Annotated in this window: 10 protein-coding genes and 1 tRNA gene; 8 read left to right on the top strand and 3 right to left on the bottom strand. The window is 71.0% G+C overall.

Going from position 1 to position 12860, the window contains the following annotated elements; all coding sequences use genetic code 11:
• The first annotated feature begins 11 nt into the window (after nt 1–11).
• The 4 genes from RC1_RS16865 (at nt 12) to RC1_RS16850 (ending at nt 6634) form a co-directional block, all read left to right on the top strand.
• A complete protein-coding gene (locus RC1_RS16865; RefSeq protein ID WP_148213491.1) occupies nt 12–2219 on the top strand; it encodes a TonB-dependent receptor in 2208 nt (735 codons plus the stop codon).
• Nucleotides 2220–2348: 129 nt separating this feature from the next.
• The gene (locus tag RC1_RS16860; RefSeq protein WP_012568658.1) at nt 2349–3734 is read left to right on the top strand and encodes a spinster family MFS transporter; all 1386 of its coding nucleotides are present in this window, start codon (nt 2349–2351) and stop codon (nt 3732–3734) included.
• 186 nt (nt 3735–3920) lie between these two features.
• Nucleotides 3921–4739 (top strand): enoyl-CoA hydratase, encoded by an 819-nt coding sequence (locus RC1_RS16855; RefSeq protein WP_012568657.1) that lies wholly within the window; start codon nt 3921–3923, stop codon nt 4737–4739.
• 47 nt (nt 4740–4786) lie between these two features.
• Nucleotides 4787–6634 carry an AMP-binding protein gene (locus tag RC1_RS16850; protein WP_012568656.1) on the top strand — a complete coding sequence of 616 codons (1848 nt, stop codon included), beginning with the start codon at nt 4787–4789 and terminating at the stop codon, nt 6632–6634.
• 21 nt (nt 6635–6655) lie between these two features.
• On the opposite strand, the gene RC1_RS16845 is transcribed toward RC1_RS16850, so the two are convergent.
• The 3 genes from RC1_RS16845 to RC1_RS16835 form a co-directional block, all read right to left on the bottom strand.
• Nucleotides 6656–7210 carry a VapC50 family PIN domain-containing toxin gene (locus RC1_RS16845; protein WP_041786779.1) on the bottom strand — a complete coding sequence of 185 codons (555 nt, stop codon included), beginning with the start codon at nt 7208–7210 and terminating at the stop codon, nt 6656–6658.
• Between the two features lie 50 nt (nt 7211–7260).
• Nucleotides 7261–7743 carry a helix-turn-helix domain-containing protein gene (locus RC1_RS16840; protein WP_012568654.1) on the bottom strand — a complete coding sequence of 161 codons (483 nt, stop codon included), beginning with the start codon at nt 7741–7743 and terminating at the stop codon, nt 7261–7263.
• A gap of 261 nt (nt 7744–8004) precedes the next feature.
• Nucleotides 8005–8079: transfer RNA gene (locus tag RC1_RS16835), tRNA-Val, on the bottom strand.
• Between the two features lie 353 nt (nt 8080–8432).
• Between RC1_RS16835 and RC1_RS16830 the strand changes: the two genes are divergently transcribed.
• The 4 genes from RC1_RS16830 (at nt 8433) to RC1_RS16815 (ending at nt 12722) form a co-directional block, all read left to right on the top strand.
• Nucleotides 8433–9305 carry an N-formylglutamate amidohydrolase gene (locus tag RC1_RS16830; protein ID WP_012568653.1) on the top strand — a complete coding sequence of 291 codons (873 nt, stop codon included), beginning with the start codon at nt 8433–8435 and terminating at the stop codon, nt 9303–9305.
• Entirely contained in the window at nt 9302–9844 is a 543-nt protein-coding gene (locus RC1_RS16825) for a GNAT family N-acetyltransferase (protein ID WP_012568652.1), read from the top strand. Before RC1_RS16830 ends, RC1_RS16825 begins: the two co-directional genes overlap by 4 nt.
• Before the next feature lie 488 nt (nt 9845–10332).
• Nucleotides 10333–11745: an alpha,alpha-trehalose-phosphate synthase (UDP-forming) gene (gene otsA / locus RC1_RS16820; RefSeq protein ID WP_012568651.1), complete on the top strand. Its 1413-nt coding sequence runs from the start codon at nt 10333–10335 to the stop codon at nt 11743–11745.
• The gene (locus RC1_RS16815; RefSeq protein WP_012568650.1) at nt 11742–12722 is read left to right on the top strand and encodes a glucokinase; all 981 of its coding nucleotides are present in this window, start codon (nt 11742–11744) and stop codon (nt 12720–12722) included. The genes otsA and RC1_RS16815 overlap by 4 nt, the downstream gene beginning before the upstream one ends.
• Nucleotides 12723–12860: the final 138 nt, after the last annotated feature.

Raw genomic sequence — 12860 nt, 5'->3', positions numbered from 1 at the left:
GCCCAATGACCATGCTGCGGAGAACCCTGACGGGACTGCTGTTCGCCACCACCGCCGTCGCCGGCCTGCACCAGCCGGCCGCCGCCCAGACGGGCCGGACGGCGCCCCGCGCCGGCCCGGTGGAGGAGATCGTCGTCACCGCCCGGCGCCGCGAGGAATCCTTGCAGGACGTGCCGGTCTCCGTCTCCGCCTTCACGGGTGAGACGCTGGACCTGCGCGGCGTGCCGGACATCACCGGACTGCAGCGCACCACCCCCAACATGACGCTCCAGGTGGCGCGCGGCTCAAACTCCACCCTGATCGCCTTCATCCGCGGCGTCGGCCAGCAGGACCCGCTGTGGGGCTTCGAGCCGGGCGTGGGGCTCTATGTGGACGATGTCTATGTCGCCCGCCCCCAGGGCGCCGTGCTGGACATCTTCGACATCGAGCGGATCGAGGTGCTGCGCGGGCCGCAGGGCACGCTCTACGGCCGCAACACCATCGGCGGCGCCGTGAAATACGTGACCCGGCGCATCGGCAACGAGAGCGAGCTGCGCCTCAAGACCAACATCGGCACCGACGGCCAGCGCGACCTGATCGTCTCGGGCGGGCTGCCGCTGGTGGAGAACAAGCTGTCCATCGGCGGCGCCTTCGCGCTCTACACCCGCGACGGCTACGGCGAGAACCTGTTCAGCGGGGCCGACCACTACGACAAGGACGTGGGCGCCGGCCGGCTGGCGCTGGAGCTGACGCCGACCGAGACGACCTTCTTCCGCCTGTCCTACGACCGGACGGAGGACGGTTCCAACGCCAAGCACGGCCACCGCCTGACGCCCCTGCCCGGCGGCTCCGCCCCCGTGCTGGACGACGTGTTCGACACCCGCGCCGGCGCCGGCGACGACAACAGCGTCAAGAATGACGGCCTGTCGCTGCTGGGCGAGTGGCAGGCGACGGACACGATCACGCTGAAGTCCATCACCGCCTACCGCCAGGGCGACACCGACACGCTGATCGACTTCGACAGCACGCCCGGCCCGATCCTGGACGTGCCCGCCTTCTACAAGGACGACCAGTTCAGCCAGGAACTCCAGCTTCTCTACCAGGGAGCCGGCTGGCAGGGGGTGTTCGGGCTCTATTACCTGGACGCCAACGCCTCGGGCGCCTTCGACACGGTGCTGGGCAATCTGGGCCTGACCATCCTGACCGCAGGCGAGGTGAAGACGGAGAGCTACGCCGCCTTCGCCGATGTCAGCTTCGACCTGACCGACCAGCTCTCCGCCTCCGTCGGGCTGCGCTACACGCTGGACGAGAAGGAAGGCACCGTCTTCCGCGCCAACTATGCCGGCATCCGCAGCCCCGAATTCGGCGGCATCGCGCAGCCGCCGGCGCTGATCCGCACGGACTACACGAACGACCGCGACTTCGACGAGTTCACCCCCCGCTTCAGCCTGACCTGGCAGCCGACCGCGGACCTGACGGCCTATGCCTCCTACAGCCGGGGCTTCAAGTCGGGCGGCTTCGACATGCGCGGCGACGCCGTGCTGACGCCGAACACGGTCAACGGCTACGATCCGGAGACGGTGGACAGCTACGAGATCGGCCTGAAGGGCCAGTATTTCGAGCGGCTGACCCTGAACCTCGCCGGCTTCTATTCCAAGTATGACGGGCAGCAGATCACGACCCAGGTCCCGGCCACATCCGGCATCGCCAGCTTCGTGGACAATGTCGGCAGCTCCGAGATCTACGGCTTCGAGGCGGAGGGCAACCTCTCGGTCACCGATGCGCTCTCGGCCAGCTTCGTGCTGGGCTACACCCATGCCGAGTTCGACGAGTTCCTGACCTACGACATCACCACCGGCCAGTTCGTGGACGTGTCCGACCAGCGCGTTTTCCAGAACACGCCGGAATGGAACGCGGCCGTGATCCTGACCTACCTGCACGACATGGGCGAGCGCGGGTCGCTGACCTTCAGCGGGTCCGCCGCCTTCCGCGACGACGCCAGCATGTTCGAGATCCCCAGCCCGCTGCTGGACCAGGACGCCTACACCCTGTTCGACGCCTCCATCGTCTGGACCTCCGACGACGAGCGCTGGCGGGTGGGGCTGCACGGCCGCAACCTGACGGACAAGGAGTACAAGGTGGGCGGCTACAGCTTCCCGGGCGCGCTCTACGGCGACTCCATCACCGCCTTCTACGGCCCGCCACGCACCATCACCGGCACGGTGGAGGTGCGCTTCTGAGGCTGATCCCCGGCGGCAACCGGGTCCGGCCCGGCTGCCGCCGCCTTGCCCCGGGGGGGAGCCCTGCGCTACGACCCGTCAGGGCCACCCCCTTTCCCCCATTCCCGTTGCACAAGGCAGGACAGGCGCATGGCCGAGATGGCGGCAGGCGGCGAGACGAGGACGACGAAGGCCGCGGCAGAGGCCGGGGCGCAGGCCCAGGTGCAGTCCCGGGTGCAGGCCCGGGTGCAGGCCCAGGTGCAGTCCGGGGCGGACGATCCGGCGCACCCGGAGCGGCGCTACCGTTACTACGTGCTGTTCGTCCTGTTCCTGGTCTACATCTTCAATTTCATCGACCGTCAGATCATCAGCATCCTGGCCGAGCCCATCAAGCACGAGCTGGGGCTGACGGACAGCGAGCTGGGCTGGATGGGCGGCTGGGCCTTCGCCCTGTTCTACACGGCGCTGGGCATCCCCATCGCCGTGCTGGCCGACCGCAGCAGCCGCACCTGGATCATCACGATCGCGCTCTCGGTCTGGAGCGGCTTCACCATGCTGTGCGGGGCCGCCAACTCCTTCCTCACCCTGTTCCTCTGCCGGCTGGGCGTGGGCGTGGGCGAGGCCGGCGGCGTCGCCCCCTCCTACTCCCTGATCGCGGACTACTTCCCGCCGGGGGAGCGGGCACGGGCGCTGGCGGTCTTCTCCTTCGGCATCCCGGTGGGCTCGGCCGCCGGCCTGCTGTTCGGCGGGCTGGTGGCCGCCTACATCGACTGGCGGGCGGCCTTCGTCATCGTCGGGGCCGTGGGGCTGCTGCTGGCGCCGCTCCTGAAGCTGACGGTGCGCGAGCCGGTGCGCGGCCGCTTCGACCCGCCCGCGGCCCGGCCGGAGGCCCCGCCCCTGCGCGAGGTCGCGCGCGTGCTGGCGGGCAAGTCCAGCTTCTGGTTCCTGGCCTTCGGCGCCTCGTGCAGTTCGATCATCGGCTACGGCATGCTGTTCTGGCTGGGCTCGCTGCTGAGCCGGACCTACGGGCTGGGTCTGGTGGACCGCTCGCTGTTCTTCGCCGCCATCGTCTTCTTCGGCGGCATTGTCGGGGTCTGGCTGGGCGGCTGGCTGGGCGACCGGCTGGGGGCGGCGAACCGCGGCGCCTATGCCGCCGTGCCGGCCGCGTCCTTCCTGCTGGCGGCCCCCTTCTATGCGGCGGGGCTGCTGTCGCCGTCGCTGACGGTCTCCTTCGTGCTGTTCCTGATCCCGCAGGCCCTGGCCCTGATCTGGCTGGGGCCGGTGCTGTCGGCCGTGCAGCATCTGGTGCCGCCGGCCATGCGGACCACGGCTTCGGCCGTCTTCCTGTTCGTGAACAACCTGATCGGCATCGGCTTCGGCATCTGGTTCCTGGGCTGGATGTCCGACCGGCTGGCGGCGGTCTACGGCGACGACAGCCTGCGCTGGTCCATCCTCTACGGCCTGGGCTTCTACCTGCTGGCGGCGCTGCTGATGCTGCTGGCCTCGCGCCGGCTGGCGCGCGACTGGCACGGCTGATCCCGCCCCCCCTTCTCGCTTCCCGCCCCCGGCCCGGCAGGCGGAGGCCGCCCACCGCAGCGCGGACGGCCCGCGCATCCCGGCGCGAACCCGGTCGCGCCCCCCGGGGGTGCCGGGTAATCATCCCAGGCAACAACGAACGGCCCCGACGGCAGACGGCCGCGGGAGCCCTGGGAGGATACGCGCATGGCCTTCACCGACATCCTGTACGACGTCGCCGACCGGGTGGCGACGATCACCCTGAACCGGCCGGACCGGCTGAACGCCTGGACCCCGGCCATGGCGCAGGACCTGAAGGCCGCCTTCGCCGAGGCCGGTGCGGACGACCGGGTGCGGGTGATCGTCGTCACGGGTGCCGGCCGCGGCTTCTGCGCCGGGGCGGACATGGTGGCCATGGGCGGCATGCTGGCGTCGGGCACGGCGCCGGGCCGCGAGGTCTTCCCCGACCTGGCGCACGATCCGACGCCGGGCCGGGACTTCGACCAGCCCCTGACCTATCCGCTGAAGACGCCCAAGCCGGTGATCGCCGCCATCAACGGGCCGGTGGCCGGCATCGGGCTGTGCTTCGCGCTCTTCTGCGACATCCGCTTCGTCGCCGCGGGCGCCAAGGTGACCACCGCCTTCTCCCGCCGCGGCCTGATCGCGGAATACGGCTCGGCCTGGATGCTGCCGCGGCTGGTCGGGCCGATGAACGCGCTGGACCTGCTCTACACCGCCCGCACCCTGACGGCGGAGGAGGCGGCCGCCCTGGGGCTGGCCCGGCTGCTGCCGGACGAAGGCTTCGCGGAGGCCGTGCGGGCCTATGCCGCCGATCTGGCGCACGGCGTCTCCCCCCGCTCGCTGGCGGTGATCAAGCGGCAGGTCTATGCCGGCCTGCTGCACGGGCTGGCCGAGGCGTCCGTCCTGGCCGACGAGGAGATGCTGGCGAGCCTGGGTTCGGAGGATTTCCGCGAAGGCGTCGCCCACTTCCTGGAAAAGCGCCCCCCGGCCTTTCCCGGCCGCTGACACGGGCGAAGTCCCCGACGGACACGGACACACCAGGGAGGAACGGCATGGACATCGAGGACGGCCGCGAGCGCATCCACGCCCAGGAGGCGGAGATCGACCGGCAGGCGGCGGAACTGATCGACCGGCATCCGCGGCTGATCGACCTGATCGCCGCCGGGGCGGAGGCGAACCCGGACGGGACGGCGCTGGTCTATCTGCGGGTGCCGGACGACCCCGATCCGCCGAGCATCGGCTACGGCCGCTTCATGGGCCTGCTGGCCGCCGCGATCCGCTGGTACCGGGCGCAGGGATTGACGCAGGACGACACGGTGTCGGTGCTGGCGCCGGGCGTGCCCGCCACCCAGGTCGCCCTGTGGGCGGCGGTGGAAGCCTGCCGCGCCCAGCCGCTGAACCTGCTGTTCACCCGCGAGGCCATCGCCGCCCAGTTGAACGCCGTCGGCGCCCGCCTGCTGCTGGTGCCGCCGCCCGGCCTGCCCGGCGGGCTGTACGAGAAGGTGGCGGGGCTGGAGCGCGAGGTGCCGACGCTGGAGCGCATCGTCACCCTGCCGGTGGACGGCAGCGTCGCCTTCGGGGAGGAGGGGCTGGAGCCCGATCCCGACTGGCGCGCCACCCTGGCCGCGGGCCGCGACCCGGCCCAGGCGGAGCGGGTGGCGGCACTCTACCCCACCGGCGGCACCACCGGCCGGCCGAAGGTGGCGAAGCTGACCAACCGCTCCATGGTGGCGGCGTCGGTGGCGTCCATGCTGTCCACGGGGACGCGGGCGGAGGACCGGCTGCTGCTGGGGCTGCCGCTGTTCCATGTCGGCGGTGCCTTCACCGGCAGCATCCCCACCTTCGCCGCCGGCGCCACGCTCTACATCGCCACCGCCGCGGGCTACCGCGACCCGAAGATGGTGCAGGCCGTCTGGCGACTGGTGGACCGGCACCGGCTGACCGTGCTGGGCGTGGTGCCGACGGTGCTGGGGGCCCTCTGCGCCGTGCCGCGCGAGGGGCTGGACATCTCAAGCCTGCGGCTGGTCGGGGTCGGCGCCGCCACCCTGCCGCCGGAGGTGGAGCGGCGCTTCAACGCGATCTGGGGCGGGGCCGTGCGGCAGGTCTACGGCATGACCGAACTGTCGGGAGCGGTGGCGCAGTGGCCGCACTACCGCACGCCGGACAGCACCGCCGTGGGGCCGCGCGCGGCGCTGGCGGAACTGGCCGTGCTGGCCGACGGGGTGCTGCACCGCGACCGGCCCGGCCCGCTGGGCGAGCTGCTGGTGCGCGGCCCCAGCGTCTTCGCCGGCTATGTCGATCCGCGCGATACCGCCGGCGCCTTCTACCGCGACGAGGCGGGAAACGAGTGGCTGCGCACGGGTGACCTCGCCCGCATCGATGCCGCGGGCTGCGTCCACATCGCCGGGCGGCTGAAGGATGTCATCATCCGGGGCGGCCACAACATCGACCCGCGCATGCTGGAGGACCCGGCCGCCGGTTTCCCCGGCGTCGCCCTGGCCGCCGCCGTGGGCCGCCCGGACGCCTATGCCGGGGAGGTGCCGATGCTGTTCGTCACCTCCGCCGGGCCGCTGGACGCCGAGGCGCTGGCCCGCTTCCTCCAGGAGAGGGTGGACGAGCCGCCGGCCAAGCCGCGCGAGGTGGTGGTGCTGCCGGAGATGCCGCTGACCCCGGTGGGCAAGATCTTCAAGCCGAAGCTGCGCCAGATCGCGGCCGAGCGCGCCTGCCGCGACGAGCTGGCGCTGGCCCTGCCCGGCGTGGCGGCGGAGGTGGTGGCGGTGACGGAGCCGGAGCGCGGCATGGTCGTCGTCGTCCGCGTCCCCGGCGGCGCGGAGACCGAGGAAACCGCCCGCCGCGCCCTGGGCCGCCTGCCGCTGGCGGTGCGGGTGGAGCCGGGGTGAGGCACGGGACGCGGGCTCCGCTCACCCGCTGGCCAACCCGCCCGCTTGCGTGGCCCGCGTGGCCCGCACAAGGCGGGCGAAGCGGGGCGTCAGCCTGTCGAAGGCCCGCAGGATGTCATCCACCGTGCGCGGCGGCCGGGTCAGAGCCGCCGCCTGATCGGCAATCACCTGCGCCATCCGGTCGGGTGCGAGGTCGTGGAGATCGCAGAGAAAATCCTCCGCGGTCCTGGCTTCGATCCCGTCGGGAAGGCTACGGAAATGCCGGAGGTTGCCGGTTACGATAAGCTGGGCCGCGGACCTGACAGCCGCAGCAGCTACATGTCGATCCTCCGGTTCGTTCGGCATGCAGGGGATCAGGCAGTCATGGCCGGTGATCCGTGCTTCCGGGAAAGCGGCCGCGATCGTCGCGACAAGACGGTGCGACTGGTCCTCCCTCGTGTGGCCCCGGGCGACGAGGTTGCGGCGCATCTCCTCCAGGATTCCGTCGGTCCATCCGGGCAGGTACAGATCCTGCTCGGCCGCCCGGAGCAACGTATCCCGTACCGTGAAGGGGAACAGGACGTTCGCATCAAGCACGACCCGGAACGGTGCTGGAATCAAGAACACCCCCCGGTTGAGTTCGTACCCTAGTCGAGTTCGGGATACCCTTCTCCCTCTTCGCTCAAGGCCGCCAGGGAGTCCAGGGCCTGTCGGCGCTGCCGGGCCCGTTCCTGCCGGAATGCCAGCACATCCTGGATGTCCAGACGCCGATGGCTGCCCACCTTCCGATACGGAATCCGCCCACCATCCAGCAGCGTCACCAGATGCTGGCGGGAAATGTTGAGGATATTGGCAGCCTGCTGGGTGGTAAGGTCCTGGCCGACGGGTACGATGGTGATGGCATCCCCATGGGCCATGACTTCCGCCACCCGCTCCAGAACATAGAAGACCGAGGGAGGCAGATCGACAGTCTCCCCGAGCGGACCGACGAGCCGGCAGCGGCCCGTGCCGGCCTCCACGCCCTTCAGGGCGTCGTCCAGCAGGGCCGACAGCCTACGGACCTCGCTCCGCTCGTCCTCCTGCGGTGCGATGGGCTCAAGCCGGCGAATCTGTTCTGCTGCCGCGTCCATGCGTCCCTCCCCCGGCCCCGGTCGTTCCGCCCGCCGGTGCCGGCCGGGCACTGTCATGGCACGAGCATGTGGACCTGAACGCTATAAACGCAAGCGCCAAGATCATGGCGCAGCCATGGGCCGCGGCCGGGGAGATGGACAGAGCACAGCGCGGTCGGAATGGCACAGAGCGGGTGCCCTTGGCACGGGCTGTCCGTCCCCTGCAGGGGGCGGAGCCATACGCCCTGGTCATGCACCCGGATATCTGGATCGAGGAAGGGATGGTGGGCGCGACAGGGATTGAACCTGTGACCCCTACGATGTCAACGTAGTGCTCTCCCGCTGAGCTACGCGCCCATCCCTTGCGGGTCCGCCTCGGGGAAACCCCCGCGGCGTGGAGCGGGGGTTTAGCATCGCCGGCGGGGCTTGGCAACACTTCCGTTGCGGGGACGCGCACTTTTTTCCGGAGCGCCCCGGACGGTGCCGGTCGCGCCGCGGAAACCGCACCGGAAGGGCCGGTGCGGAAGGTCAGGTGCGGCGGCACGCTGCACGGCGGCGCGATGACAGGAACCGGTAACTCCGTTACATCTGGAATCATGGACAGCACGCTCCCCCGCCCCGAGCCCGACCCGGACCCCTGCGCCGCCTCGACCCGCGCCCCGCGGGCGGAGCGGGGCGGAGCGGAGGCGGGCCGGGCGGACCCCGGGCGGATGGAGGCGGTGCCCGGCGTCTACCGGCTGTGGCGGCCGGCGCAGCAGGTTCTGCCGCTGGTGCTGGCCTCCCCCCACAGCGGGCGTGTCTATCCGGAGAGCTTCCTGGCCGAGGCGCGGCTGGACGCGCATACCCTGCGCCGGTCCGAGGACTGCTTCGTGGACGAGATCTTCGCCGAGGCGGCGGAGCTGGGCACACCCCTGCTGGCGGCGGAATTCCCGCGTGCCTATGTCGATCCCAACCGGGAGCCCTACGAACTGGACCCCGGCATGTTCGAGGGGCCGGTGCCGCCCTACGTCAACAGCCGCAGCGCCCGCGTCGCCGCCGGGCTGGGCACCATCGCCCGGATCGTCGCCACCGGTGAGGAGATCTACCGGCGCAAGCTGCGCTTCGGCGAGGCGCTGGAGCGGGTGGAGCGCTGCTACCGGCCCTACCACGCCGCCCTCCAGTCCCTGGTGGCGGAGACGCGGGAGCGGTTCGGCTACTGCATCCTGCTGGACTGCCATTCCATGCCGTCCATCGACCTGCCGCCCGAGGCCGCCGCCGGGGGCCGGCTGGACATGATCCTGGGCGACTGCCACGGCAGCGCCTGCGCCCCCGCCCTGACGGCGCAGGCCGAATCGACCCTGACCATGCTGGGCTATCTGGTCGGCCGCAACGCGCCCTATGCCGGCGGCTACACGACCCGGCATTACGGCCACCCGGAACGGGGCGTCCATGCCCTCCAGATCGAGCTGAACCGATCGCTCTACATGGACGAACACAGGCTGCGCCGTCGCCCCTATCTGGCGACCCTGGCCCAGCACATGCGCCGGCTGACCGCCGCCCTGGCGCATGTCCCGGCGGAGCGGCTGCACAGGGGGCGCCGGTGAGCCCTGTCCCGGGCGTCGCCGGCGTGCGGGTGCGCCCCGCCACGGCGGCCGATGCCGCCGCCCTGGCCGCCATCTACGCGCCCGAGGTGCTGCACGCCTGCGCCAGCTACGAGCTTGAGCCGCCCGACGCGGCCGAGATGGCCCGCCGCCTGGCCGCGGTGGAGGCCTGCGGACTGCCCTTCCTGGTGGCCGATATGGCGGGGCAGGTGCTGGGATACGCCTATGCCAGCCCGTTCCGGCAGCGCCCGGCCTACCGCTACACGGTGGAGGACTCCGTCTACGTCGCCGCCGGAGCCCAAGGCCGCGGGCTGGGCCGGCTGCTGCTGGAAGCCCTGATCGGGCGCTGCACGGCACTGGGCTACCGCCGCATGGTGGCGGTGATCGGGGATGCGGGAAACGCCGCGTCGGTCCGCCTGCACCGCTCGCTGGGCTTCGCCGAGGTCGGGCTGCTGCCCGGCGCCGGTTTCAAGCATGGGCGCTGGCTGGACTGGCTGATGCTGCACCGTCCCCTGGGCGAGGGCGACAGGAGCCCGCCGTGAGGGCGGTGAGTCCCGCGGGGGACACGGCCAAAGAAAAAGGCCGTGCCAGAGGGCACGGCCTGAGTTTAGGGAGGAAACGCCCAAGAAGTGCGTTACGACACGATCGGGTCAAAGACGCGATCAATGTCGCACTGCACAATATGCTCGCCAGGGCCGAAGTCCGCAAGGCCTAATTTCCGGACCAAGTGTCGCGCGGGGTACGCCCTTGCCGACATCGTTGGGCCGACGAAATGTTCCCGTCCGACGCAACCGCCTCGCTGCACTGCGGAAACCGACCCGGAACACCCCTAGGGCCAAGGACATACGCCGTCAGTCCGGGTGATGTCGCGCTCCCCTGCCCGTTATCGTGCCGTTACTTCGGCCGTGCTGCTGCGGTCGGATTATTCGGCGTGCCCGTCTTCCGGGCACCTGTCTGCGGCGAGGTGCCGCGGGCCTGCGGGCCCGTCCTGTCCCCGACCCGTCCCGAAGAATCCGGAGGAACCGAACCCGTGAGCCGACTGGTGGTCGTTTCGAACCGCGTCGCCCCGGTGGATGAAAGCAAGAGCCAGGCCGGGGGCCTGGCGGTGGCCGTCCAGGAAGCCCTGAAGAGCCGGGGCGGCGGCATCTGGTTCGGCTGGAGCGGCGATATCGTGGACGGGACCGACGGCCCCCCGCGCATCACCGAATCAGGCCGCATCACCTACGCCACCCTGGGCCTGACCCAGCGTGACCTGGACGAGTACTACAACGGATTCGCCAACTCGACCCTGTGGCCCCTGTTCCATTACCGGCTGGATCTGGCCAGCTTCAGCGGGCGCACCTATGCCGGCTATCAGCGGGTGAACAGCCTGTTCGCCGGCAAGCTGGCCGCCCTGCTCCGCCCCGACGACATGGTCTGGGTCCACGACTACCACCTGATCCCGTTCGCCGAACAGCTCCGCGCCATGGGGCTGAGCCAGCGCATGGGGTTCTATCTGCACACGCCTTTTCCGGCGCCGGAGATCCTGGTCGCCCTGCCGGCGCACGAGTCGCTGGTGCGCGGCCTGTGCGCCTACGATCTGGTGGGGTTCCAGACAGAGAGCGACCTGCGCTGCTTCGTCCATTACGTGAAGTACGAGGCCGGCGGCAGCGTGGAGGAACTGGGATCGGGCCGGGGCTGCCGCATCCGGGCCTATGGCCGCGATCTGCTGGCCCGCGCCTTCCCCATCAGCATCGACACGCTGCCGCTCGCCCAGCTTGCCGCGCAGGCGGCGGAGTCGGCTCAGACCCGGCGCCTGCGGGAGAGCCTGGTCGAGCGGGCCCTGATCATCGGGGTGGACCGGCTGGACTATTCCAAGGGGCTGCCGCAGCGGTTCGAGGCGTTCCAGGAGCTGCTGGACAGCTATCCCGGCAACCGGGGCCAGGTCAGCTTCATGCAGGTGGCGCCGCCCTCCCGGGGCGACGTGGCCGAATACCAGGCCATCCGGCGCGAGCTGGAGGCCCTGGCCGGCCATATCAACGGCCGCTACGCCGAGTTCGACTGGGTGCCGATCCGCTATCTGAACAAGAGCTTCAACCGCCGGACGCTGGCGGGCTTCTTCCGGCATGCCCGTATCGGGCTGGTGACGCCCCTGCGCGACGGCATGAATCTGGTGGCGAAGGAGTACGTCGCCTGCCAGGACCCGGCCGATCCCGGCGTGCTGGTGCTGTCCCGATTCGCGGGCGCGGCGAAGGAGCTTGACGCCGCCCTGATCGTCAACCCCTATGACATCCGGGCCACGGCGGAGAATCTCCAGCGCGGCCTGACCATGCCGCTCCAGGAGCGGCGCGAACGCTTCGAGGCGATGATGAGCGTGCTGAAGGGCAACGACATCACCCACTGGCGGCGCAGCTATGTGGAGACGCTGGCCGCACCGCTCGGTGATGCGGGTACCGCGGCATGAGCCCTGCCGCCCCCGATACCGGACATCCCTCGCCGGCCCTGATCGCGGACATCGGCGCCACCAACGCCCGCTTCGCCCTGGTGCTGGACGGCCGCGTCACGGCGGAACGCACCCTCCGGTGCGCCGACTTCCCGTCCCCCGCCGAAGCGGCGGAGCACTATCTGGAGTCGGCTCCGGCCCCGCTGCGGCCCGACCGCGGCGCCTTCGCCATCGCCTCCCCGGTGACGGGCGACCTGATCCGCATGACCAACCTGACCTGGGAGTTCTCCATCTCCGGGGTACGGCGGGCGCTGGGCTTCGACCGGCTGGAGGTGATCAACGATTTCACGGCGGCGGCCCTCGCCGTCCCCGAACTGGCGGAGGACGAACGGGTGCAGGTGGGCGACGGCACCCCGCTGCCCGGTGCCCCCGTCGCCGTCATCGGGCCGGGCACCGGCCTGGGCGTCTCCGCCCTGATCCCCGGCCCGTCGGGCTGGACGGCCCTGGCGACGGAGGGCGGTCATGTCACCATGGCCCCGGTCAGCGACCGCGAGGGGCAGGTGCTGGCCGAACTGCGCAAGATCTACGACCATGTCTCGGCCGAGCGCGTGGTCTCCGGCATGGGGTTGCAGAACCTCTACAGCGCGCTGATGCTGCTGGACGGGCGCGAGCCGGAGCCGCTGGATCCTGCCGACATCTCCGCCCGCGGGCTGGACCGCAGCGACGTCTACTGCCACGAGGCGCTGGAGACGTTCTGCGCCATGCTGGGAACGGTGGCGGGAAACCTGGCGCTGAGCCTGGGGGCGCGCGGCGGGCTCTATGTCATGGGCGGGATCGTGCCCCGCCTGCTGCCCTTCTTCAGCCATTCCCGGTTCCGCAAGCGGTTCGTCGAGAAGGGGCGGATGCGGGACTATCTGGGGCCGGTGCCGACCTATGTCGTCACCCACCCCTACCCGGCCTTCCTGGGCCTGACCGCCCGCTTGAAGCACACCGCCTAGGTCGCCGGAACGTCGGTCGGCGTGCGGGGAGCGAAGGCCGGCACCCGCCGATTCCGGGGGCCGCCACCCCGGCGCCGGCACGGGCACGAACAAAAAGGGCGCCCGCGAGGGACGCCCTTTGTCTTGACCGGCGGAACC

Origin of the sequence: Rhodospirillum centenum SW, assembly GCF_000016185.1 — a bacterium.
Lineage (GTDB): Bacteria > Pseudomonadota > Alphaproteobacteria > Azospirillales > Azospirillaceae > Rhodocista > Rhodocista centena.
This window is presented reverse-complemented; position numbering and strand designations above follow the sequence as displayed.